16 protein-coding genes and 1 other RNA gene are annotated in these 21,878 nt (G+C 75.4%); 14 read left to right on the top strand and 3 right to left on the bottom strand.

Translation table 11 applies throughout. The annotated features are described in order from the left end of the window. Positions 1–45: 45 nt before the first annotated feature. Positions 46–4,110, bottom strand: a complete 4,065-nt coding sequence (locus ACFW6A_RS23050) for an FHA domain-containing protein (protein WP_386642413.1) — start codon at positions 4,108–4,110, stop codon at positions 46–48. Positions 4,111–4,666: 556 nt separating this feature from the next. Here ACFW6A_RS23050 and ACFW6A_RS23045 point away from each other — a divergent pair. The 4 genes from ACFW6A_RS23045 to ACFW6A_RS23030 all read left to right on the top strand — a co-directional run bounded on the left by ACFW6A_RS23045 (position 4,667) and on the right by ACFW6A_RS23030 (position 10,553). After that, complete coding sequence (locus ACFW6A_RS23045; RefSeq protein ID WP_386642410.1) at positions 4,667–6,412, top strand: serine/threonine-protein kinase; 1,746 nt, start codon at positions 4,667–4,669, stop codon at positions 6,410–6,412. A gap of 162 nt (positions 6,413–6,574) precedes the next feature. After that, positions 6,575–7,828 (top strand): serine/threonine-protein kinase, encoded by a 1,254-nt coding sequence (locus ACFW6A_RS23040; protein WP_386478234.1) that lies wholly within the window; start codon positions 6,575–6,577, stop codon positions 7,826–7,828. A 132-nt stretch (positions 7,829–7,960) separates the two neighbouring features. Continuing rightward, positions 7,961–9,070: a peptide chain release factor 2 gene (gene prfB, locus ACFW6A_RS23035; RefSeq protein ID WP_351855224.1), complete on the top strand. Its 1,110-nt coding sequence runs from the start codon at positions 7,961–7,963 to the stop codon at positions 9,068–9,070. 364 nt (positions 9,071–9,434) lie between these two features. Next, positions 9,435–10,553 (top strand): LPXTG cell wall anchor domain-containing protein, encoded by a 1,119-nt coding sequence (locus ACFW6A_RS23030; RefSeq protein ID WP_386642407.1) that lies wholly within the window; start codon positions 9,435–9,437, stop codon positions 10,551–10,553. A gap of 77 nt (positions 10,554–10,630) precedes the next feature. Here ACFW6A_RS23030 and ACFW6A_RS23025 read toward each other — a convergent pair whose 3' ends face one another. Continuing rightward, positions 10,631–10,813 carry a hypothetical protein gene (locus ACFW6A_RS23025; protein ID WP_043227494.1) on the bottom strand — a complete coding sequence of 61 codons (183 nt, stop codon included), beginning with the start codon at positions 10,811–10,813 and terminating at the stop codon, positions 10,631–10,633. 237 nt (positions 10,814–11,050) lie between these two features. Here ACFW6A_RS23025 and ftsE point away from each other — a divergent pair, with 237 nt between their 5' ends. The 6 genes from ftsE to ACFW6A_RS22995 all read left to right on the top strand — a co-directional run bounded on the left by ftsE (position 11,051) and on the right by ACFW6A_RS22995 (position 16,200). Then, entirely contained in the window at positions 11,051–11,740 is a 690-nt protein-coding gene (ftsE, locus tag ACFW6A_RS23020) for a cell division ATP-binding protein FtsE (protein ID WP_351855218.1), read from the top strand. 21 nt (positions 11,741–11,761) lie between these two features. Beyond that, positions 11,762–12,679 (top strand): permease-like cell division protein FtsX, encoded by a 918-nt coding sequence (ftsX, locus tag ACFW6A_RS23015; RefSeq protein ID WP_351855216.1) that lies wholly within the window; start codon positions 11,762–11,764, stop codon positions 12,677–12,679. A 78-nt stretch (positions 12,680–12,757) separates the two neighbouring features. Then, a complete protein-coding gene (locus ACFW6A_RS23010; RefSeq protein WP_386642404.1) occupies positions 12,758–13,930 on the top strand; it encodes a S41 family peptidase in 1,173 nt (390 codons plus the stop codon). Positions 13,931–13,948: 18 nt separating this feature from the next. Further along, positions 13,949–14,485 (top strand): SsrA-binding protein SmpB, encoded by a 537-nt coding sequence (gene smpB, locus ACFW6A_RS23005; protein WP_351855211.1) that lies wholly within the window; start codon positions 13,949–13,951, stop codon positions 14,483–14,485. An 80-nt stretch (positions 14,486–14,565) separates the two neighbouring features. Beyond that, positions 14,566–14,934, top strand: a transfer-messenger RNA (tmRNA) gene (gene ssrA / locus ACFW6A_RS23000). Positions 14,935–15,120: 186 nt separating this feature from the next. Continuing rightward, positions 15,121–16,200 carry a hypothetical protein gene (locus tag ACFW6A_RS22995; protein ID WP_351855209.1) on the top strand — a complete coding sequence of 360 codons (1,080 nt, stop codon included), beginning with the start codon at positions 15,121–15,123 and terminating at the stop codon, positions 16,198–16,200. Between the two features lie 10 nt (positions 16,201–16,210). Here the strand turns inward: ACFW6A_RS22995 and ACFW6A_RS22990 are convergent, their stop codons facing one another. Then, positions 16,211–17,560 carry an MFS transporter gene (locus tag ACFW6A_RS22990; protein ID WP_386642401.1) on the bottom strand — a complete coding sequence of 450 codons (1,350 nt, stop codon included), beginning with the start codon at positions 17,558–17,560 and terminating at the stop codon, positions 16,211–16,213. Positions 17,561–17,644: 84 nt separating this feature from the next. On the opposite strand from ACFW6A_RS22990, the gene ACFW6A_RS22985 reads away from it, so the two are divergent. From ACFW6A_RS22985 to ACFW6A_RS22970, 4 genes are all read left to right on the top strand, one after another. Beyond that, positions 17,645–18,628 carry a LysR family transcriptional regulator gene (locus ACFW6A_RS22985; RefSeq protein ID WP_386642398.1) on the top strand — a complete coding sequence of 328 codons (984 nt, stop codon included), beginning with the start codon at positions 17,645–17,647 and terminating at the stop codon, positions 18,626–18,628. Between the two features lie 108 nt (positions 18,629–18,736). Then, complete coding sequence (locus tag ACFW6A_RS22980) at positions 18,737–20,092, top strand: nitrate/nitrite transporter (RefSeq protein ID WP_386478253.1); 1,356 nt, start codon at positions 18,737–18,739, stop codon at positions 20,090–20,092. Positions 20,093–20,176: 84 nt separating this feature from the next. Beyond that, complete coding sequence (locus tag ACFW6A_RS22975) at positions 20,177–21,313, top strand: uroporphyrinogen-III synthase (RefSeq protein WP_351855198.1); 1,137 nt, start codon at positions 20,177–20,179, stop codon at positions 21,311–21,313. A 22-nt stretch (positions 21,314–21,335) separates the two neighbouring features. Next, entirely contained in the window at positions 21,336–21,854 is a 519-nt protein-coding gene (locus ACFW6A_RS22970) for a GNAT family protein (protein WP_351855195.1), read from the top strand. Positions 21,855–21,878 lie beyond the last annotated feature (24 nt).

Below are 21,878 nucleotides of genomic sequence, written 5' to 3'. Positions count from 1 at the left end.
GGAGCGGGGCCGGGGCCGGAGTCCGGACCCGGCACGAGCTCGGGGTCAGGCGTGGGTGAGTGGGGGGACCGGGGCGGCCTCGACGGAGCGGGCCGCGCGGTCCAGGGCGCTGGCCAGCAGGGCCAGGTCCGTCGGGCCGTTGCCCAGCTCGCGGACCGGGCGGCGGGCGGGCGGGTCGCCCATCCGCTCCCACTCCAGGGGGACCACGGTCGGGCGCTGGGTCGCCGTCCGGGGGATCCTGCCGGTGACGCGTCCTGCCTGGAAGGGCGTCACGCGGCCGTCGGGGTGCCCCAGCCGGCCCCGGCCGGGCGCCGGGACGTCGGGGCCGGGCGTGGCGGGCGGCGCGTCCAGGACCACGCGGAGCCGGGCGCCGTGCGCCAGGTCCGTGTCGGCGGTCCGGTCCGGGCGGGCGGAGGCCGCGATCAGGTGCACCCCGAGCCGCTCCCCGTGCCGCGCGACCGCCTCCAGGGCCCGGACGACGGACCCGGCGGCGGGCCGCCCCGGGGCGCCGAGGGCGGGGGCGACGAGGGCGTCGAAGTCGTCCACGAGCACGACGAGCCGCGGCAGCGGCACCCGGCTCGCGGCCGGGCGCGGGAGGTGGTCCTCCTCGCCCCCCGGCCGGGGCACGCGCGCGCTGCCCCGGTCGCCGGCCGGCGCGTGTCCGGCGTCCGCCCGGAGCGTCCGGCCGCCGGCCCGCTCCCCGGCGTCCGCCGCTTCGGCCGGCCGCCCCCCGGGCAGGCCGCTCGACGCCGCCGCGACGTCGCCGGCCCCGGTACGGGACGTGCGGCCGCTCGCGGCGCCGGGGAGCTCCCCGGCGCCCGGGTACGGGATCCGGCCGCTGCCCTGCCGCGGGAGGTCGCCGGCCCCGGGGTGGGCGGTCCGGCCGCTCGGCGTACCGGAGAGGTCCCCGGGAGCCGGGTACGGGGTCCGGCCGCTCGCGGCGGCGGAGAGGTCGCCGGAGACCGGGTACGGGGTGCGGGCGCCGCTCGTTCGGGGGAGGTCGCCGGCGCCGGGGTGGGGCGTGCGGCCGCTCGCGGTGGCGGGGAGGTCCCCGGGAGCCGGGTACGGGGTCCGGCCGCTCGCGGTGCGGGGGAGGTCGCCCGGGGTCGGGTACGGGGTGCGGGGGCCGTTCTGCCGGGGGAGGTCGCCGGCACCGGGGTAGGGGGTGCGGGCGCTGGTGGAGCGGGGGAGGTCGGCGGTGCCCGGGTGGGGGGTGCGGCTGCTGGAGGTGCCGGTGACGTCCTCCGTGCCGGGGTAGGCCGACCGGGCGCCGCGCCCCGGGTCGTCGGTGCGCAGGGTGCGGCCGCTGGGGCGGGCGGGCAGGTCGGCGGCGCCCGCGCGGCCGCCCAGGCGGCCGCCGAAGGCGGCCGGGAGGTCGCCCACGCGGGCGCGGCCGCCCAGCCGGTCGCCGGGGGTGTCGGGAAGCTCGTCCGAGGCGCGGTCGGACGGGGCGTCCGCGCCCTGGTACGGGGTCCGGGCGCCCGGCGGGCTGTCGCCGACCGCGCCGGTGCCCGTGCGCAGGGTCCGGCCGCTCGGCCGGTCGCCGGGCTCCGCCGCGTCGGGGAGCCGGAGGCTCGCCCGGACGCCCTGCGGCACCGACTCGGCGGCGCTCGCGGACCGCTGTCCGATCACCGAGCGGGTGCTCCGGAGCTCGCCGAGGTCCGCGTCCCCCAGCAGCTCCGCGCGGCGCTTCAGCTCCGCGCCCAGCGCCTGCGCGAACTCCCGCATCCGCACCGGGTCCGACGCCACCAGGTGCTCGGTGACGTGCGGCAGCTCCGTACAGGCCGCGAGGCCCTCGCCGCGCTCGCCGCCCGCCCCGTCCACCAGGAGCAGCCCGAGCCGGTCCGGGCGGCCGCCGGCCGCGAGGGAGGCGGCGACGGCGCGCAGCAGCTCCGTGCGGCCGCTGCCCGCCGGGCCCTCGATCAGCAGGTGCGGGCCCTCCGCCGTGAGGTCGACGGAGAGCGGGCCGCGCGGGCCCGCACCGAGGACGGCCGTGCCCTCCCCGGCGGACGCCCAGCGGGCCATCAGCGACGCGGGCGTGGCCCGGGCGAGACCCAGCTCGTCCAGGAGCCGGGCCGACGGCGGCAGCGCGGCCGCCCGTCCGGGCGCGGCCGACGCCGCGTCCGTGCGCAGCGGGGCCAGCGCCCGCCCGAAGCGCTCCGCCCAGGCGACGGAGACCGCGTCCACGACGCCGACCGTGCCGTGTCCCGCGGCCCGGCCGCCGGACGTCCGCAGCAGCCGCAGCGCCGTCGCCACGTCACCGCTCAGCAGGGCCGCGGCCCCGCACTCGCGGAAGGCGAGGGAGGCCGCGCACGCCGCCTCGTAGGTGGCGGCGACCGGCGAGGCCGGGGAGGCCGGGGGCGCCTCGGCCAGGCAGATCAGGTGGATGCCGGCCGCCGCGCCGGCCCCGGCGAGCCGGGCCACCGTCTCGCGCAGCGCCGCCGTGCCGGGGTCGCCGTCCACGACGACGAGGGTCGCCGGGCCCGTGTGCCGCGCGGCGGCCTCCGCGACCGCGGCGCGGTCCGCGCTGGCCCAGCCGGGCCCCAGCGGGCCGTCGTCCAGCCGGCGGGTCAGCTCGGCCGTACGGGCCTCGGCCTGCTCGCGGTCGTACGCGAGGAGCAGCCGGCAGTCCTGGCCGTGCGCGGGCCGCACGTGCGGGAGCCAGCCGAGCCAGCCCCAGGCGCGCCGCCGCTCCTCCAGGGAGCGGTTGCGGTCGGCGCTGACCAGGACGATCTCCAGGTCGGCGGGGGAGTGCAGGGCGGCCAGCTGGGCCACCACGGAGCGGGCCAGGCCGGCCAGCCGGTCCGCCGGTCCGGCCAGGCCCAGGGAGCCGGCCTCGCGCAGCCCGACGGTGACGGGCACCCCGGACAGCTCGGCGCGGTCGGCGGTGCCGAGCCGGACGACCAGGGCCTCCGGGTGGTGCGGGGCCCGCTCCCACAGCCGGGGGCCGGGGCCGAGCGCGGTGAGCAGGACGGCCGCCGGATCGGGCCAGGTGTCCGGCGCGGCGGTCGCGCCGGACACCTCGGACCAGGGGGTCTCGGAGGCCGCCGCGGCCGGGCGGGCGCCGGGGGCCGGCTCCGCCTCGCGGCCGCCCGCGAGCCGCCGGGCCCAGGCGCCGAGCCCGCGCCGGCCGGTCCTGCGGGTGGCCGGGTCGCCGCCGTCGGAGTCCGTACGGACGCGGCCGTGCGCCCCGGCCCCGTCACCGCCGTCGGGCTCCGGGGCCCTGGCGTGCCCGGCGTCCGGCCGCGCCCCGGCCAGGGGGACGCCCCGCGCCCCGCCGTGCGTCTCGGGGCCCTGCCCGGCCCACGAGGGCGCGCCGGCGGCAGGGGCGGGGTCCCGGGGCCCGGCGGACGCGGGCCACGCGCCCGTGGGGCCGTCCGGGGCCGGCCACGCGCCCGTGGGGCCGTCGTGCGGGGCCCGCGGGGCGTCGGTCCCGTCCGGGGAGGCGGCCGGCGGCAGGGGGATCCGGAGGTGGCCCTCGCCGTCGGGGGCCGTGGGCAGGGCCTCGCCGTCCGCGGGGGCGTCCTCGGGGACCGTGAGGCGGAGGGTGGACTCGCCGAGGCGGAGGAGCGCGCCGGGGCGCAGCCGGACGGGGCGGTCGCCGACGGGGGCGCCGTCGAGCGTCGTGCCGTTGGTCGAGCCGAGGTCGGCGACGGTGACCCGGCCGTCCCGGGCGACGGTCACCGTGCAGTGGGCGCGGGAGACGTCGGGGTCGTCCAGCGGCACGTCCGCCTCGACGGAGCGGCCGATCCTGATCGCCCCGTCGTGCAGCAGGTGCACCCCGCCCGCGTCCGGTCCGGCGACCACGTGCAGCCGGGCGGCGGAGGACGCGGTGGCGGCGAGGCCGGTCCGGTCGTCCGGGTCGGGGGCCTGGAGCGCGAGCACCGCCCCGTCCACCAGCGGCGGCTCGCCCAGGACGCAGCAGCGGGCGTCCAGCCGCTCCGCGCCCGCGTACAGCACGGGCGTGCCGGTGCCGGCCGCGTCGGGGCCGGTGACGGCGGCGGCCAGGTTCGAGGCCACGGCGGACAGCGCCGTGCCCGCGGGGGCCGTGACGAGCACGTCGCGGGCGCGCCCGGCGTGCGGCGCGAGGACGGTCAGCCGGATCTGCATCGCCGTCAGCGGTCCCTTCTGCGCGACATGCCCGGCAGGGGACCGCCCCGTGTCACCCCCCACCCGGCACGGACGCGTCGCCCGGTACAGGTCGGCACGGCGCGGGGGCTCCCGACCCCATGGACGCGACGTGCTGGAGGCATCCTCGCACCTGCCGCCGACAACCCGCCGCCGGGTCACCCCGAAGTGATCTTGAACCGTTGTCCGCGGCCGCCGGGTGTGACGCGAAAACGCCAGGTCGACCCGGGGCACGGGGCCGGTGCGGCAACCATCCCGGCCGGAGGAGCGTCTTCTTCCGGACAAGTTGGGACGGAATCCGGGTGGGGTTCCGGCCGTGCCCGCCGCCGGGGACGGACGGCTCTCCGGCGGTCCGGCGGGTCGAACGCGCCAGCGGAAATCCGCCGGTGGACGACCGGGCTGTGACCCGTTCGGCGGCACTAGAGTGGGTCGGACACCCGGACGGGTCACAACAGAGACGACAGGACCTCCGGGGCCCGGCTCGGCACGCCGAGCGGCGCCGGCCACCCGGGACCACGATCAGCAGGGAGCGCGTGACGTGCGGCCTATCGGCAGCAAGTACCTGCTCGAGGAGCCGCTCGGCCGCGGCGCCACGGGCACCGTCTGGCGAGCCCGCCAGCGGGAGGCGGCGGGCGCCGAGGCGGCCGTGGCCGGCCAGCCCGGCGAGACCGTCGCGATCAAGGTCCTCAAGGAGGAGCTGGCCAACGACGCGGACATCGTGATGCGCTTCCTGCGCGAGCGGTCCGTGCTCCTCCGGCTCACGCACCCGAACATCGTGCGGACCCGCGACCTGGTCGTCGAGGGTGACGTCCTGGCCCTGGTCATGGACCTCGTCGAGGGCCCCGACCTGCACCGCTACCTGCGCGAGAGCGGCCCGCTGACCCCGGTCGCCGCCGCCCTGCTCACCGCGCAGATCGCCGACGCGCTCGCCGCCAGCCACGCCGACGGCGTCGTCCACCGCGACCTCAAGCCGGCCAACGTGCTGCTGGCCGAGCGGGACGGCGCCATGCACCCGATGCTGACCGACTTCGGCATCGCCCGCCTCGCCGACTCCCCGGGCCTCACCCGCACCCACGAGTTCGTCGGCACGCCCGCGTACGTGGCGCCGGAGTCCGCCGAGGGCCGCCCGCAGACCTCCGCCGTCGACATCTACGGCGCCGGCATCCTCCTGTACGAGCTGGTCACCGGCCGTCCGCCGTTCGCCGGGGGCTCCGCCCTCGAGGTCCTCCACATGCACCTCAGCGAGGAGCCCCGCCGCCCCTCCACGGTGCCCGCGCCGCTGTGGACGGTCATCGAGCGCTGCCTCAGCAAGAACCCGGACCTGCGGCCCAGCGCCGTCAACCTGGCGCGCGGCCTGCGCACGGTCGCGGCCGGCATCGGCGTCCACTCCTCGCCCGCCCAGATCGAGGCCGCCGAGGGCGTCGGCGCTCTCCTCGCCCCCGACCCCGACCCGGCGCAGGTGCCCGGGACGCCCGGCGCGGCGGACCCCACGCAGGTGCTGCCCGCCGGGGCCGGTGCCGCCGCGGCCTTCGACCCGGCCGCCGCCACCAGCGTCCTGCCCACGGGCGGCCCGGCCGGCGCGGCCGACCCCACCACGGTGCTCCCGACGGGCGGCCCGGCCGGCGCGGCGGACCCGACCGCCGTCATGCCCGCCATGCCGCCGAACCCGCCGGCGGAGGACCCGCACCCCTGGCAGACCCAGCTGCGCGCGGCCCGGGACCGCAACGAGCAGACCCAGGTGCAGTACCTGGACCCCGACGAGGACCCGCTGCGCCGCCGCCCGGCGCGCCGCCCGCAGCAGCCGCCGCAGGCTCCGCCGTACCAGCAGGGCCCGCCGCCGCAGCAGTACCGGCAGCAGCCCCAGCAGCCGCCCTACCAGCAGCCGCAGCAGCCGCCGCCGTACCAGCAGCAGCGCCCGGCACCCCAGCGGCCCGCCCCGCAGCCCTACCAGCCGGCCCCGCAGCAGTACGCGCCCCCGCAGCCCCCGCAGCAGCAGTACGCGCCGCCGCAGCAGCCGCAGCCCCAGCCGCCCGCCCCGCGCGAGCCGCGCCGGCGCAGCGCCAACCCGGTGCGGATCCCCGGACTCGGCTGCCTCAAGGGCTGCCTGGTCATGGTCGTCCTCTTCGTGGTGGCCGGCTGGCTGGTCTGGGAGCTCACCCCGCTCCAGGACTGGATCGCCCAGGGCAAGGGCTACTGGGAGGCCATCGGCGACGGCATCTCCACCGTCACCGACTGGATCTCCAGCATCGGCGAGGCCACCGGATCCGGCGGTACCGGCCAGTAGCAGCGGCCGCCCCCGGGGCGGCCCCGAGGGCGGTGCGCCCGCGTTCCCGCGGTCGTACCGCCGATTTATCGACTTCCGAGGGGTGATTTCCCTCCGGAAGTGACGTCCGGCGGCCGGGGACGCGTAACTTTGACGCGAACCGCAGCCGCTGAGGGAGCAGTCTTGGCACGGAACATCGGCAGCCGCTACACCGCCCACCAGATCCTCGGACGGGGCAGCGCCGGAACGGTGTGGCTCGGCGAGGGACCCGAAGGGCCCGTCGCCGTCAAACTGCTGCGCGAGGACCTGGCCTCCGACCAGGAGCTCGTCGGCCGCTTCGTGCGGGAGCGGACGGCCCTGCTCGGGCTCGACCACCCCCGCGTGGTCAAGGTCCGCGACCTCGTCGTCGACGGCAACGACCTCGCCCTCGTGATGGACCTGGTCCGCGGCACCGACCTGCGCACCCGGCTGGACCGCGAGCGCCGCCTCGCCCCCGAGGCCGCCGTCGCGATCATCCGCGACGTCGCCGAGGGCCTGGCCGCCGCCCACGCGGCCGGCGTCGTGCACCGGGACGTGAAGCCGGAGAACATCCTCCTCGACATGGAGGGCCCGCTCGGCCCCGGCGGCGCCCACCCCGCGCTCCTCACCGACTTCGGCGTCGCCAAGCTCATCGACACCCCCGGCCGCACCAAGGCCACCCGGATCATCGGCACCCCCGACTACCTCGCCCCCGAGATCGTCGAGGGCCTGCCGCCCCGCGCCGCCGTCGACATCTATGCCCTCGCCACCGTCCTGTACGAGCTGCTGGCCGGCTTCACCCCCTTCGGCGGCGGCCACCCCGGCGCCGTCCTGCGCCGGCACGTCACCGAGACGGTCGTCCCGCTCCCCGGCATCCCCGAGGAGCTGTGGCAGCTGCTCGTCCAGTGCCTCGCCAAGGCCCCCGCCTCCCGGCTGCGCGCCTCCGAGCTGGCCGCCCGCCTCACGGACGTCCTGCCGCTGCTCAAGGGCATCCCGCCGCTGGACGTGGACGAGCCGGGCGCCGAGCCCGCGCCCCAGGAGCCGTACGAGGAGCCCGCCCACGCCGTCCCGGACGGCGCGGCCGCCGACACCGCGCGCCGCCGCGCCGCCGTGCCGCTGGTGCCCGGCGCCTCCGCGGACTCCCACCGCGACACCCACACCTCCATGCGGGTGCCCGGCCCGGACGAACTCTCCGGCGGCCCGCACGGCACCGCCCGGGCCCCGCGCCCGGCCGGCGCCCGGCGCCCCGGCTCGGCCCGGAACAAGGCCGGTGCGGTCCGCAAGCGCCGGATCGTCCTCGGCATCGCCGCCGCCCTGGCGGCGGGCGCGCTCGGCGTCGGCGGCTACCTGGCGGTCGCCGGGGACGAGGGGACCGCGCCCCAGGACTCCCGCCCGTCCTCGGCGCCCGCGCAGCCGTAGGGCCCGGCCGCCCCCGGAGCGGGCGGTCGCGGGACCCGGTGGCCCCGGCGCCGGGCGGTCGCGGGACCCGGTCGTCCACGGGCCGGACGGGCGCAGGTTCGGCTCCCGGCCCGGAGCCGTTACGCTGGACGCGTGGCAGTCGTCGATGTATCCGAAGAGCTGAAGTCCCTCTCCTCGACCATGGGGTCGATCGAGGCCGTCCTGGACCTCGACAAGCTGAGGGCAGACATCGCCGTGCTCGAAGAGCAGGCCGCGGCCCCGTCCCTCTGGGACGACCCGGAGGCGGCGCAGAAGATCACCAGCAAGCTTTCCCACCTCCAGGCCGAGGTCCGCAAGGCCGAGGCGCTGCGCGGTCGCATCGACGACCTCGGGGTGCTCTTCGACCTCGCCGAGGAGATGGACGACGCGGACACCCTCGCCGAGGCCGAGGCGGAGCTGGTCTCCGTCCGCAAGGCGCTCGACGAGATGGAGGTCCGCACCCTCCTCTCCGGCGAGTACGACGAGCGCGAGGCGCTGGTCAACATCCGCGCCGAGGCCGGCGGCGTCGACGCCTCCGACTTCGCCGAGCGCCTCCAGCGCATGTACCTGCGCTGGGCCGAGCGCCACGGCTACTCCACGGAGATCTACGAGACCTCGTACGCGGAGGAGGCCGGCATCAAGTCGACCACCTTCGTCGTCAAGGCCCCGTACGCCTACGGCACCCTCTCCGTCGAGCAGGGCACCCACCGCCTGGTGCGCATCTCGCCCTTCGACAACCAGGGCCGCCGCCAGACCTCCTTCGCGGGCGTCGAGATCCTCCCCGTCGTCGAGTCCTCCGACCACGTCGAGATCGAGGAGTCCGACCTCCGCGTCGACGTCTACCGCGCCTCCGGCCCCGGCGGCCAGGGCGTCAACACCACCGACTCGGCCGTGCGCATCACGCACATCCCGACCGGCATCGTGGTCTCCTGCCAGAACGAGCGCTCCCAGATCCAGAACAAGGCGAGCGCCATGAACGTCCTCCAGGCCAAGCTCCTGGAGCGCCAGCGCCAGGAGGAGCGGGCCAAGATGGACGCCCTCAAGGACAGCGGCAGCTCCTGGGGCAACCAGATGCGCTCCTACGTCCTCCACCCGTACCAGATGGTCAAGGACCTCCGCACGGAGTTCGAGGTCGGCAACCCGCAGTCCGTCCTGGACGGCGAGATCGACGGCTTCCTGGAGGCCGGCATCCGCTGGCGCAAGCAGCAGGAGCAGGCGAGGTAATCGCCCCGCAGCGTTCCTTTCGGGCCCCGCACCCCTCGGTGCGGGGCCCGGTGCGTTCGCCGGTGCAAGCGGTCGGGGGGCCGTCGGGGTGCTTTGTCGACAAGGGAACTGCCGTTGCGGGGGCCGTAGTTCCGGGTTTACGTCACAGTTGCATCGTCACATGTCGTCCAACTGGTGATCTTTCGGGCATCGCACGCGCAACGGCCTTGACGCTGCATCGGAAACTCGGAAGGGTGGCTGGATGGCATGCGCATATCTGGGGCGCGTGTGAACGGGGGCAGGTCCAGTAACCATGACGCTTCCCGTGCCCGGGGCCCCTGGCGCTGCCCCATGACGAGATGAAGCTACTGGGGGTAGCAACCAGATGACCAACAAGACGCGAGTCCGCCTGGCGCGAGTCGCGGCCGGTGCCGTGATCATCGCCGGTGCGTCCCTGACCGCGGCGGGCGCCGCGCAGGCCGTCGGCGGGAACGACGATGCCCTCGTGAACGTCAGCGTTCAGAACGGGGAGGGCGACGGCGACCCCTGCGAGACGGACCCGCTGGGCTGCAACCCGGGCGGTGGCGCTGACGGTGGTGCCGATGGCGGCGCTGACGGTGGCGCCGACGGTGGCGCGGCTGACGGTGGTGCCGACGGTGGCGCGGCCGATGGTGGCGCCGACGGTGGCGCGGCTGACGGCGGTGCCGACGGTGGCGCGGCCGATGGCGGTGCCGACGGTGGCGCGGCCGATGGTGGCGCCGATGGTGGTGCGGCTGACGGCGGTGCCGACGGTGGTACGGCCGATGGCGGTGCCGACGGTGGCGCGGCCGACGGCGGTGCTGACGGCGGTGCGGCCGACGGCGGTGCTGACGGCGGTGCCGATGGTGGTGCGGCCGATGGTGGCGCTGACGGTGGCGCGGCCGATGGTGGCGCCGACGGTGGCGCGGCTGACGGCGGTGCTGACGGTGGCGCGGCCGACGGCGGTGCCGATGGTGGTGCGGCCGATGGCGGTGCCGACGGTGGCGCGGCCGATGGTGGCGCCGATGGTGGTGCGGCTGACGGCGGTGCCGACGGTGGCGCGGCCGACGGCGGCAACGGCAACGGTGGCAACGGCGGTAACGGCAACGGCGGCAACGGCAACGGTGGTAACGGGAACGGCGGCAACGACGCCGGTTCCACCACCACGACCGGTGGCTCGGCCGACGGCGGTTCCTCCGCCGACGGTGGTTCGGGCGACTGCACCGTGACCGCCGACGGCGTCGAGTGCGGTGGCTCGACCGGTTCCACGGGCTCGACCGGTTCGACCGGCTCGAACAACAACACCGACACCCAGCAGGTCGGCTCGCAGCCGGTGCAGCAGGGCGAGGCCAAGGAGGAGCTCGCCGAGACCGGTGCGGCCGAGACCTCGTTCCTGATCATCGGCGCCGCCACCATGATCGCCGGTGGCATCGGCTTCCGCTTCCTGCCGCGCCTCGTGGCCGGCGGACGCGGCGCCGCCGCCTGAGCGCAGTAGTACGCAGAAGGGCCGGGGAGGCTTCCTCCCCGGCCCTTCGGCATGCCACGCTCCGGCTCGCGTGCGGCTCAGACCGTGCGGACCGCCGCCAGCAGTGCCAGCGTCGCCACCAGGGCGATCACCAGCGTCAGCACCATCGCGGGGGACAGTCCCTGCGGCTCCAGACGCTGGCGGCTGGCCCGGCAGACGGGACAGCGACCCTCGGCGACCGGGGCCGCGCAGCTGGCGCACACCAGTCGGTCGTAGGTCATACGCTCTCCTCCTCCCGCACGGGGCTCACACCGGGACAACGCCCGGTACCGTCCGGACGTTCCCCCTACCACTCTGCCAGCTCCGCGGGGTTCCGGCGCGCCCCGGCCGCGAACGGCCCCGGACCGCCCCCGAGGGCGAAAAAGGATAAAGCACGCAAGCCCGGACCGCGACTGCGCGGGGCTTCCCGGTTCGCGTAAGGTCACGCACACCTACTCCCGGCCGACCGTGGTGCATTCGTGATCCGATTCGACAACGTCTCCAAGTCCTATCCGAAGCAGAACCGCCCCGCGCTCCGGGACGTTTCCCTGGAGATCGAGAAGGGGGAGTTCGTCTTCCTCGTCGGTTCCTCCGGCTCCGGAAAGTCGACCTTCCTCCGGCTGATCCTGCGGGAGGAGCGCGCCAGCCAAGGGCAGGTGCACGTCCTCGGCAAGGACCTCGCCCGAGTGTCCAACTGGAAGGTGCCGCACATGCGGCGCCAGCTCGGCACCGTCTTCCAGGACTTCCGCCTGCTGCCGAACAAGACGGTCGCGCAGAACGTGGCCTTCGCCCAGGAGGTCATCGGCAAGCCGCGCGGCGAGATCCGCAAGGCCGTGCCCCAGGTGCTCGACCTGGTCGGCCTCGGCGGCAAGGAGGACCGCATGCCGGGCGAGCTGTCCGGTGGTGAGCAGCAGCGCGTCGCGATCGCCCGCGCGTTCGTCAACCGCCCGATGCTGCTGATCGCCGACGAGCCCACCGGCAACCTCGACCCGCAGACCTCCGTCGGCATCATGAAGCTGCTCGACCGCATCAACAGGACAGGGACCACCGTCGTCATGGCGACCCACGACCAGAACATCGTCGACCAGATGCGCAAGCGCGTCATCGAGCTGGAGAAGGGCCGCCTCGTCCGCGACCAGGCGCGCGGCGTCTACGGCTACCAGCACTGACGGCGGGGGAACCAGAACACCATGCGCGCTCAGTTCGTGCTCTCCGAGATCGGCGTCGGCCTCCGGCGCAACCTGACGATGACCTTCGCCGTCATCGTCTCCGTGGCCCTGTCGCTGGCCCTCTTCGGCGGTGCCCTGCTCATGCGCGAGCAGGTCTCCACGATGAAGGACTACTGGTACGACAAGGTCAACGTCTCCATCTTCCTCTGCAACAAGACGGACGCCTCGACCTCGCCCAAGTGCGCCAAGGGCGCCGTCACCAAGCAGCAGCGCGAGCAGATCCAGGCCGATCTGAAGAAGATGGACATCGTGGAGAACGTCATCCACGAGAAGGCCGAGGAGGCCTTCGCGCACTACAAGGAGCAGTACGGCGACACCGCCATCGCCTCCGTCATCACCCCGGACCAGATGCAGGAGTCGCTCCGGGTGAAGCTGAAGGACCCGGAGAAGTACAAGGTGGTCGCCACCGCCTTCGCCGGCCGGGACGGCGTCGAGTCCGTCCAGGACCAGCGCTCCATCCTGGAGACGCTGTTCAACATGATGCGCAGCGTGAACTACGCGGCCGTCGCGCTGATGCTCCTGATGCTGATCATCGCGCTGATGCTGATCATCAACACGGTCCGCGTCTCGGCCTTCAGCCGCCGCCGCGAGACCGGCATCATGCGGCTGGTCGGCGCCTCCAGCTTCTACATCCAGATGCCGTTCATCATGGAGGCCGCCTTCTCCGGCCTCATCGGCGGCGCCTTCGCCTGCGTGCTGCTCGTGGCCGGCCGGTACTTCCTCGTCGACCACGGCCTCAACCTCGCCGAGCAGATGCCGCTGGTGAACTTCATCGGCTGGGACGTGGTCCTCGCCCAGCTGCCTCTGGTGATCGTCATCGGCCTGCTGATGCCGTCCGTGGCCGCGTTCATCGCGCTGCGCAAGTACCTGAAGGTGTGAGAAGAGACCTCCGGCGGCGGATGGCGTCCTGAGGCCAAAGCCCCGGGAGCGCCGTCGCCTTGTCCTAGAGTGGGCGCCATGCCGGCCGGCCCCGCGCCCCTCTGTCTCCGGCCCCGCGGCGTCGTCCGCGGGGCCGTTCTCACGCTGGTCTTCGCCGGGGTCCTCGCCACCGGCGCCGCGACCGGCGCGCTGCCCCGGGAGGACGGCGCCGGGCGGGAGCCCCGTACCGGCGCCGGGGACCGCGCCGTCTTCGACCGGGCGGCCCTCCACCGCGTCGCCGCCGAGGCCGTCGCCGACGGCAAGTCGGGCAAGCAGGCCGCCGAGGAGTTCGTGAGCCGCAGCGGCGACCGCTGGGGCGCGGTCTACGACCGCCGGGAGTACGCCGAGTTCGAGGAGTCCCTCGACGGCGCCTACACCGGCGTCGGCCTCTCCGTGGCCGGTACGTCCCCGGGCGGCGGCGCCGAGGTCACCCGGGTCCGGGCCGGCGGGCCCGCCGAGCGGGCCGGGGTGCGCACAGGGGACCGGCTGCTCGCGGTCGGCGGACGCCCCACCGAGGGCCGGTCCGCCTCCGAGGTCGTCTCCCTGCTGCGCGGCGACGGCGTGGCCGGCTCCACCGTGGCCCTGCGCGTCCGGCGCTCCGGCATGACCTGGACCCAGACCGTGCGGCGGGAGCGGCTCGCGACCGACCCCGTCACCGTCAGCCGCCCCGACGAGCGGACCGTCGTCATCAGGGTCGCCGCCTTCACCCGCGGCGTCGGCGCCCGGGTCCGGGAGGCGGTCCGCACCGCCCCGGCCGGCGCGGGGGTCCTGCTCGACCTGCGCGGCAACTCCGGCGGCCTGGTCGACGAGGCGGCCTCCACCGCCTCCGCCTTCCTGGACGGCGGCCTCGTCGCCACATACGACGTCGAGGGCGAGCAGCGGGCCCTGTACGCGGAGCGGGGCGGCGACACCGGCCGGCCCCTGGTCGCCCTGATCGACGCCGGCACCATGAGCGCGGCCGAGCTGCTCACCGGTGCGCTCCAGGACCGGGGCCGGGCGGTGACCGTCGGCTCCAGGACCTTCGGCAAGGGCGCGGTGCAGATGCCGAGCACCCTCCCGGACGGTTCGGTCGCCGAGCTGACCGTGGGCCACTACCGCACCCCCGCCGGGCACGAGGTCGACGGGCGCGGCATCGCCCCCGACCTGCCGGCCGCGAAGGGGGCGGAGGAGCGGGCCCGCACGGTATTGAGTGGCCTCGGAGGGGGCTCGTAGTGCGAAAATGACCGCACTATGGCTAAGGGACTCGTCAACGTGCAGGGAAAGCCTGCCAAGAAGCCCCAGGACAAGGGGCCCGAGCGCAAGCTCATCGCGCAGAACAAGAAGGCGCGCCACGACTACCTCATCCTCGACACGTACGAGGCGGGCGTGGCGCTCATGGGCACGGAGGTGAAGTCGCTCCGGATGGGGCGGGCCTCGCTCGTGGACGGCTTCGTCCAGATCGAGGGGCACGAGGCGTGGCTGTACAACATCCACGTCCCCGAGTACATGCAGGGCAGCTGGACCAACCACTCGGCGAAGCGGAAGCGGAAGCTGCTGCTGCACCGGGCGGAGATCGACAAGCTGGAGCAGAAGGCGTCGGAGACCGGTCACACGATCGTGCCCCTGGCGCTGTACTTCCTGGGCGGCCGGGTGAAGTGCGAGATCGCGCTCGCCAAGGGCAAGAAGGAGTACGACAAGCGGCAGACCCTGCGGGAGAAGCAGGACACCCGCGAGACGGCGCGGGCCATCGCGGCGGCGAAGCGGCGGCAGCGCGCCCAGGAGCGTTAATCCGCTGGCAACCGGGCCCGCCGTTCACGTACCATGGGCCACGCACCCCACCGAGGGCGCACCTTTTGAAAAAACAACATGGGGATGATCGGTTTCGACAGCGGATGTCGAAGCAGGGGAAGCGTGTCGAGGAAGCGGCAATGATCTCGTAAACCACGCGCCGAAACCAATAATCGCCAACACCAAGCGCGATTCCTTCGCCCTCGCTGCCTAAGTAGCGACTTGCGAAGTGTCAGCCCGGGGCTGTTCCCGACCCGGATCCTGGCATCATGAAGGGGACTAAACCTTGATCCCGGTCACGGGGTGAAGAGGGAAATCAAACAGTGACTGAGCCCGTTCCGGACTTGTCTGGGTGATCCGGAGGGCTGAGAAACTCGTACCAGACTGCACACGGAGAAGCCCTGGTTCCGCACCGTTGGACGCGGGTTCGATTCCCGCCATCTCCACCGAGAGCCCGGGAGGCCACGCGCCTCCCGGACACCTCATCCCATGTGGGCGAAGGCCCGGCGACCGCACGAGCGGCCGCCGGGCCTTCGTCGTGTCCGCGGGGGCGTCGCGCCCCCTTGTCGACTTGGTCTGTACCTGCCACTCTTCCGGAGCCGCCCCCCAGGACACGGCAACCCCCGGAGGCACGTATGCGTCACCGACCCCTCGCGGTCCTGCTCATGCTCCTCGCCCTGCTCGTCCCCGCCACCGCCCCGGCCCAGGCCGCCGCCGCCCCCGTGCAGGTCTACGGCGCCTGGCACTGCGGGGACGACTACTGCACCTGGGCCACCGTCCGCGACCTCGCCGAGTTCGACGCCAAAAACCACTGGCTGGTCGACCGGGGCGACGGACGCCCCTCCGTCAACCTCGTCGTGCTCAGCTTCGTCGAACCCCTCAAGCTGCTGCGCCGCACCACGGACGCCGGCACCGTGAACGGCGTCCCCGCCGGGATGAGCCGGGACGTCGTCCAGTACTTCACCTCCCGGGGCGTGCGCGTCATGCTCTCCATCGGCGGCATCACCTACACCGACGAGTGGGACGCCGCCCTCGCCGAGGACCCCGCCCGGCTGGGGCGGAACGCCGCCGCCGTCGCCGCCGACCTCGGCGTCGGCATCGAGATCGACTACGAGCAGAACACCGGCCCGAACCTCGCCGGCCTCCAGGCCTTCATCGACGCCTACCGCTCCGTCCACCCCTACGACGCCACCGGCACCCGGCCCGCCGCACGGCTCACCATCGACACCGCCGCCGGCGACCGCTGGCTGATCGACATCAACCGCAAGGCGACCGCCGACTGGCTGCGCACCGACGCGCCCGTCCTCGACTACGCCAACGCCATGGTGACCGCGCGCCCCTCCTCCGCGAGCACCCACACGGCGAACTGGCAGGAGCACATCGACGGCAAGGCGCAGTTCGCCCCGCCCGTCCCGCCGCTCGCCCCCGCCAAGTTCACGGCCGGACTGTACGTCGCCTACGGCCGCAGCCCGCTGCCCGAGTGCACCGACTTCGCGAACTCGCTGCAGAAGGCCACCGGCGACTGGGTGCGCAACGCGGCCCCCCACGGGGCCGGCACCACCCCGGGCCTGCTCGGCTACATGTTCTGGGCCGCCGAGAAGCCGTCCACCCGGGGCCTCGGCACGCAGGAGCCCGACGGCTGCGAGGGCGGCGTCGGAGCCGGGGCCACCGCCCACGGCGTGCAGGTGCCGATGCCGCCGCTGCGCCAGAGCTGAGCCGGCGTCCTCACCCGCGGGCGCGGCGGTCGACGCCGGCCGCCGCGCACAGGGCCAGGGCCAGGGCCGCCGCCGTCACCGGGAGGACGAAGCCGAGCGCGGGGGCCGGGGCGTGGTCGGCGGTCCATCCCGCGGCGGCGGAGCCGGTGGCGATGCCGCCCAGCAGGGCGGTCACGGCCAGGGTCATGCCCTCGTTCAGCTGGGAGGGCGGGGTCAGCCGCTGGACCAGCGCCATGCCCGTCACCATCGTGGGGGCCGTCGCCATGCCCGCCACCAGGAGCCCGGCGGCCAGCGCGAGGAGCGACCCCGTCCCGGACACCAGCAGCGGGGCCGCCATGAGGAGCGTCATCGCCGCCAGGCAGGTCCGCAGGCCCGCCGTGCGGCGGGCCCGGCCGTAGAGGAGGCCGGCCGCGCAGGAGCCCGCCGCCTGGAGGGCCAGGACGGGGCCCGCCAGGGGGCCGTCCACGTACGCCAGGGTGGTCACCTCCATCGAGCCGAAGATCGCGCCCGTGGCCAGGAAGACCGCGAGCAGGGGCGCCATGCCGGGCGCGCGCAGCGGCGAGCCCGCCGCGGTGCGCGGGGCGACCGGCGGCTCGGTCGACCGCTGGGCGGCGAAGAGCAGGACGCCCGTCAGGAAGAGGAGGGTGGCCGCCAGCGCGCCCGCCTCCGGGAAGAGCGCCGAGCAGAGCACCGCCGCCAGCACCGGGCCGAGCATGAAGCACAGCTCGTCGACGGCCTGCTCGAAGGCGTTCGCCGTGTGCAGGGCGGCCGGGTCGCCGCGCAGCAGGTGCGCCCACCGGGCCCGGGACATGCCGCCCGTGTTCGGCGTGGCGGCGGCGAGCGCGATCGCGCAGAACAGCGTCCACGCGGGCGCGTGCCCGCGCACGCAGAGCAGCAGCACCAGATGGCCCAGGGCGGCCACGGCCGCGGCCGGGACGGCCACCCGGGCCTGCCCGTGCCGGTCGACCAGCCGGGCCACCCACGGGGCCGTCACGGCGCTTGCCACCAGTCCGGTCGCCGTGATCGAACCCGCCAGCGCGTACGAGTCGTACGCCGCCGAGATCATGATCACCTCGCTGACCCCGAACATCCCCGCCGGCAGCCGCGCGATCAGGTTCCCGGCCGTGAACGCACGCGCCCCGGGCACGGCGAAGAGCCGCCGGTAGGGATTGCGGGGGAGCGGGGGGCCCGGGACGCCGGCGGAGGAGGCCGGCGGCGGGGCCGGCGCCGGAGCCGTGGCTGATGCCGGGGTGGCGCGCTGGGCCGGGACCGGGTCCGGGGCCGGGGTCGTGGAGGTGTGCGGGGCCGGGTCCGGGGCCGGGGTCGTGGAGAGGTGCGGGGCCGGGGTGGGGTGGGGCATGGGACCAGGCTCGGGGCGGGGCGGTGGGGGCGTCCAACACCTGTGCGGTCGCCATTCACGCACCCGTGTTGTTGAATGCGGCGGGTGCCCCCTCCGTACGACATCGAGCCCCGGCTGCTGCGCGCCTTCACCGCCGTCGCCGAGGAGCTGCACTTCACCCGCGCCGCCGGACGGCTCTTCGTCGCCCAGCAGGCGCTCAGCCGGGACGTCCGGCGGCTGGAGCGCGAGATCGGCGCCCAGCTCTTCGTGCGGACCACCCGGCAGGTCGCCCTCACCCCGGACGGCGAGCGGCTCCTGCCGCACGCCCGCCGGGTCCTCGACGCCCACGACGCGCTCCGCGACGCCTTCCGCGCCGAGCCGCGCCCCCTCCTCGTCGACCTGAACACGCCCGGCCTCACCCACGACCGCGTCCTGCGCCGCGCCCGCGAACTCGCCCCGGAGCAGGAGCTGATGGCCCGCTTCGAGTCCGGGCTCACCGGAGCCGCCGGGGAGATCCTGGCCGGGCGGCTCGACGTCTCCTTCGGACGGTACGGCGGGCTCCCGCCCGCGCTGCGGGCCCGGCTCGACGCGTGCTTCGTGCGGTACGAGCCGATGGCGGTGATCCTGCCCGAGGACCACCCGCTCGCCGCCCTCCCCGAGGTGCCGCTCGGCCGGCTCGCCGGCGAACGCCTCTACGCCGGCGCGGGCAACGACCGCACCCCCGAGTGGACCGACCTCGCCGCCCGGCTCTTCGCCGGCCGCGGCATCGACCTCGCGCCGCCCGCGCCGCTCGCCGTCGGCAAGGAGGAGTTCCAGCGGGTCATGGCCAGGCACCGGCGGCCGGTCCTCGCCGTCGTCGGCTTCCCGCCCATGCCCGGCTGCGTCCTGCGGCCCCTCGTCGACCCCGTCCCCCTCTCGCCCGTCAGCCTGGTGTGGCGCAGGGGACTGCGCCACCCCGGTCTCGACGCCCTCCGCGCGGCCGCCGCCGAACTCGGCGGGCGCGAGGGCTGGCTGCGCCGCCCGCCCGGCTCCTGGCTGCCCGACGACGAGCCGGGGGTGCCGCTCACAGGGCCGGCCCCCGCCGGGTGAGAGCAAGGTTCCTCCGGCGTCACCTCGCGGCACGGCCCTGAAACGCCGGGTTCCTACCGTCGGGGGCACCAGGATCCGGGACCGGGTCCGACTCCGTGGAGGTGCGAGATGGGCGGGCGCTGGATCGACGTCTGGGAGCCGGAGGACGAGGCCTTCTGGCGGGAGAAGGGCGAGCGGATCGCCCGGCGGAACCTCGCCTTCTCCGTGTTCTCCGAGCACATCGGCTTCTCCGTCTGGAGCCTGTGGTCCGTGATGGTCCTCTTCATGGGGCCCGAGTACGGGATCGACCCGGCGGGGAAGTTCTTCCTCATCGCCACCGCGACCTTCGTCGGCGCGCTGATCCGCATCCCGTACACCTTCGTCGTCGCCCGCTTCGGCGGCCGCAACTGGACGGTCTTCAGCGCCCTGCTGCTCCTCCTGCCCACCGGCTTCGCCTACGCGGTGATGGAACCCGGCACCTCCTACGGCACCTTCGTCCTCGTGGCCGTCCTCACCGGCGTCGGCGGCGGCAACTTCGCCTCCTCCATGACCAACATCAACGCCTTCTTCCCGCTCCGGAAGAAGGGCTGGGCGCTCGGCCTCAACGCCGGCGGCGGCAACATCGGCGTCCCCGTCGTCCAGCTCGTCGGCCTCCTCGTCATCGGCACCGCCGGCGCGCTGCACCCGCGGATCGTCCTCGGCGTCTACCTGCCGCTGATCGTCGCCGCCGCCGTCTGCTCGGCGCTCTTCATGGACAACCTCACGCCCGTCAGGAACGACACCGGCGCCTTCCGCGAGGCCGTCCGGGCCCGCCACACCTGGATCATGGCCTTCCTGTACACCGGCACCTTCGGCTCCTTCATCGGCTACAGCTTCGCCTTCGGCCTGGTCCTCCAGACCCAGTTCGGCCGCACCCCGCTCCAGGCCGCCTCGCTCACCTTCGTCGGCCCGCTGCTCGGCTCCCTCATCCGGCCCCTCGGCGGCTCCCTCGCCGACCGGCACGGCGGCGCCCGCATCACCCTCGCCACCTTCCTCGCCATGGCCGCCGCCACCGGGATCGTGGTGTACGCCTCGGTGACCGAGTCCCTCGCCGTCTTCCTCGTCGGCTTCACCGCCCTCTTCGTCCTCAGCGGCCTCGGCAACGGCTCCACCTTCAAGATGATCCCGGCGATCTTCCTCGCCCAGGGCCACCGCAAGGGGCTGAGCGGCGAGCCCGCCGAGGCGTACGGACGGCGGCTCTCCGGCGCCTCCATGGGCGTCATCGGGGCCGTCGGCGGCCTCGGCGGCCTCGGCATCAACCTCGCCTTCCGGCAGTCCTTCCAGACCACCGGCACCGGCACCTGGGCCTTCGTCGCCTTCCTCGCCTTCTACGCCGCCTGCATGGCCGTCACCTGGGCGGTATACCTTCGCCGCCCGCCCCTCGTCCCCGACACCGCCGAGTCCGCCGAGGAGCCGGTGACCCGGCCCGGATACGCGAAGGTGTGAGCGGAGGTGCCCGGCGCGTACCGTAACGGCCAGGAAATACGCGTGAACCCCGACCGTCACGCGTCCGCGTCACCCTCGATGACCATGGACCAGCACGAACACGGACCCCTGGCCGGCTTCACCGTCGGCGTCACCGCGGCCCGGCGCGCGGACGAACTCATCGCCCTGCTGCGCCGGCGCGGCGCGGCCGTCGTGCACGGCCCCGCCCTGCGGATCGTCCCCCTCGCCGACGACACCGAACTCCTCGCCGCCACCAAGGAGATCATCGGCAGCACGCCGGACGTCGTCGTCGCCACCACCGCGATCGGCTTCCGCGGCTGGGTCGAGGCGGCCGAGGGCTGGGGGTGCGGCCCCGAGCTCCTCGACGCGCTCCGCGGGGTCGAACTCCTCGCCCGCGGGCCCAAGGTCAAGGGCGCGGTCCGGGCCGCCGGGCTCACCGAGTCCTGGTCGCCGTCGTCCGAGTCCATGGCCGAGGTCCTCGACCGGCTCCTCGCCGAGGGCGTCGACGGCCGGCGGATCGCCCTCCAGCTCCACGGCGAACCGCTCCCCGGCTTCGTCGAGGCGCTCACCGAGGCCGGGGCGACCGTGCTGGGCGTGCCCGTCTACCGCTGGATGCCGCCCGAGGACCCGGTGCCGCTCGACCGGCTCATCGACGCGGTGCTGTCCGGCTCCGTCGACGCGCTCGCCTTCACCAGCGCGCCGGCGGCGGCCTCGCTGTTCGCCCGCGCGGGCGAGCGGGGGGTGCGGGACCGGGTCGTCGAGGCGCTGAGGCACGAGGTGCTCGCGGTGTGCGTGGGCCCCGTGACGGCGCTGCCGCTCCAGGCCGAGGGCGTCCCGACGCACCAGCCCGAACGCTTCCGGCTCGGGCCGCTCGTGCAGCTGCTGTGCACCGAACTGCCCGCCCGGTCCCTGGTGCTGCCCGTCGCCGGGCACCGCGTCGAGATCCGGGGGCACGCGGTGCTCGTCGACGGCGAGCTGCGGCCCGTGCCGCCGGCCGGCATGGCCCTCCTCGGCCTGCTGGCGCGGAAGCCCGGATGGGTGGTGTCGCGGGCGGACCTGCTGCGGGCCCTGCCGGGTTCCGGGCGGGACGAGCACGCGGTGGAGACGGCGATGGCGCGCCTCCGCGCGTCGCTCGGCGCGCCCAAGCTCGTCCAGACGGTCGTCAAGCGCGGCTACCGCCTCTCCCTGGATCCCCTCGCCGACGACGCCGGAGCCCCGTGACCCGGCGGGTACCGTACGCACCATGGACGACAGGGTGGGGATCCGGGAGGCCCGCGACGCGGACGCGGAGGCGCTCGCGCGGGCGCTGGCGCGCAACCGGGCGTACATGCGCCCCTGGGAGCCGGACCGGGCCGAGCGGTACTACACGGCCGAGGCGCAGGCCGAGCGGCTGGCCGACGGCGGCCGGCGCTGGTTCGCCGTCGACGGGGAGCGGATCGTGGGGGCCGCGATCCTCTCCGGGATCGTCCTCGGGCCGTTCCGCAGCGCGAGCCTCGGCTACTGGGTGGACCCGGAGTACGGCGGTCGGGGCCTCGCCACCGCCCTCACCGAGGAGGTGGTCCGCGCCTCCCGCGACACGCTCGGGCTGCACCGGATCGAGGCGTGCACCCTGCTCGACAACCACGCCTCGCAGCGCGTGCTCGCCAAATGCGGCTTCGAACGGATCGGCACGGCCCCGCGCTACCTCCACATCGCGGGGGAGTGGCGCGACCACCACCTCTTCCAGCGGATCCTGCACGACCAGGCACCGCCCCTCGCCTGACACGGCAGCCACCGGTGGCGTACC

The sequence above is a fragment of the Streptomyces sp. NPDC058758 genome (genome assembly GCF_042746075.1).
Taxonomy (GTDB): domain Bacteria; phylum Actinomycetota; class Actinomycetes; order Streptomycetales; family Streptomycetaceae; genus Streptomyces.
Note: the sequence above shows the minus strand (reverse complement) of the source record. Positions and strands in the feature narration are given on the sequence as shown.

Coding starts and splice junctions, on each gene's coding strand:
- ACFW6A_RS23050 (WP_386642413.1), bottom strand. CDS start 4,110: ATGCAGATCCGGCTGACCGTCCTCGCGCCGCACGCCGGGCGCGCCCGC.
- ACFW6A_RS22995 (WP_351855209.1), top strand. CDS start 15,121: ATGCGTCACCGACCCCTCGCGGTCCTGCTCATGCTCCTCGCCCTGCTC.
- ACFW6A_RS23025 (WP_043227494.1), bottom strand. CDS start 10,813: ATGACCTACGACCGACTGGTGTGCGCCAGCTGCGCGGCCCCGGTCGCC.
- ACFW6A_RS22970 (WP_351855195.1), top strand. CDS start 21,336: ATGGACGACAGGGTGGGGATCCGGGAGGCCCGCGACGCGGACGCGGAG.
- ACFW6A_RS22975 (WP_351855198.1), top strand. CDS start 20,177: ATGGACCAGCACGAACACGGACCCCTGGCCGGCTTCACCGTCGGCGTC.
- ACFW6A_RS23010 (WP_386642404.1), top strand. CDS start 12,758: ATGCCGGCCGGCCCCGCGCCCCTCTGTCTCCGGCCCCGCGGCGTCGTC.
- ACFW6A_RS22980 (WP_386478253.1), top strand. CDS start 18,737: ATGGGCGGGCGCTGGATCGACGTCTGGGAGCCGGAGGACGAGGCCTTC.
- ACFW6A_RS23030 (WP_386642407.1), top strand. CDS start 9,435: ATGACCAACAAGACGCGAGTCCGCCTGGCGCGAGTCGCGGCCGGTGCC.
- ftsX (WP_351855216.1), top strand. CDS start 11,762: ATGCGCGCTCAGTTCGTGCTCTCCGAGATCGGCGTCGGCCTCCGGCGC.
- smpB (WP_351855211.1), top strand. CDS start 13,949: ATGGCTAAGGGACTCGTCAACGTGCAGGGAAAGCCTGCCAAGAAGCCC.
- ACFW6A_RS22990 (WP_386642401.1), bottom strand. CDS start 17,560: ATGCCCCACCCCACCCCGGCCCCGCACCTCTCCACGACCCCGGCCCCG.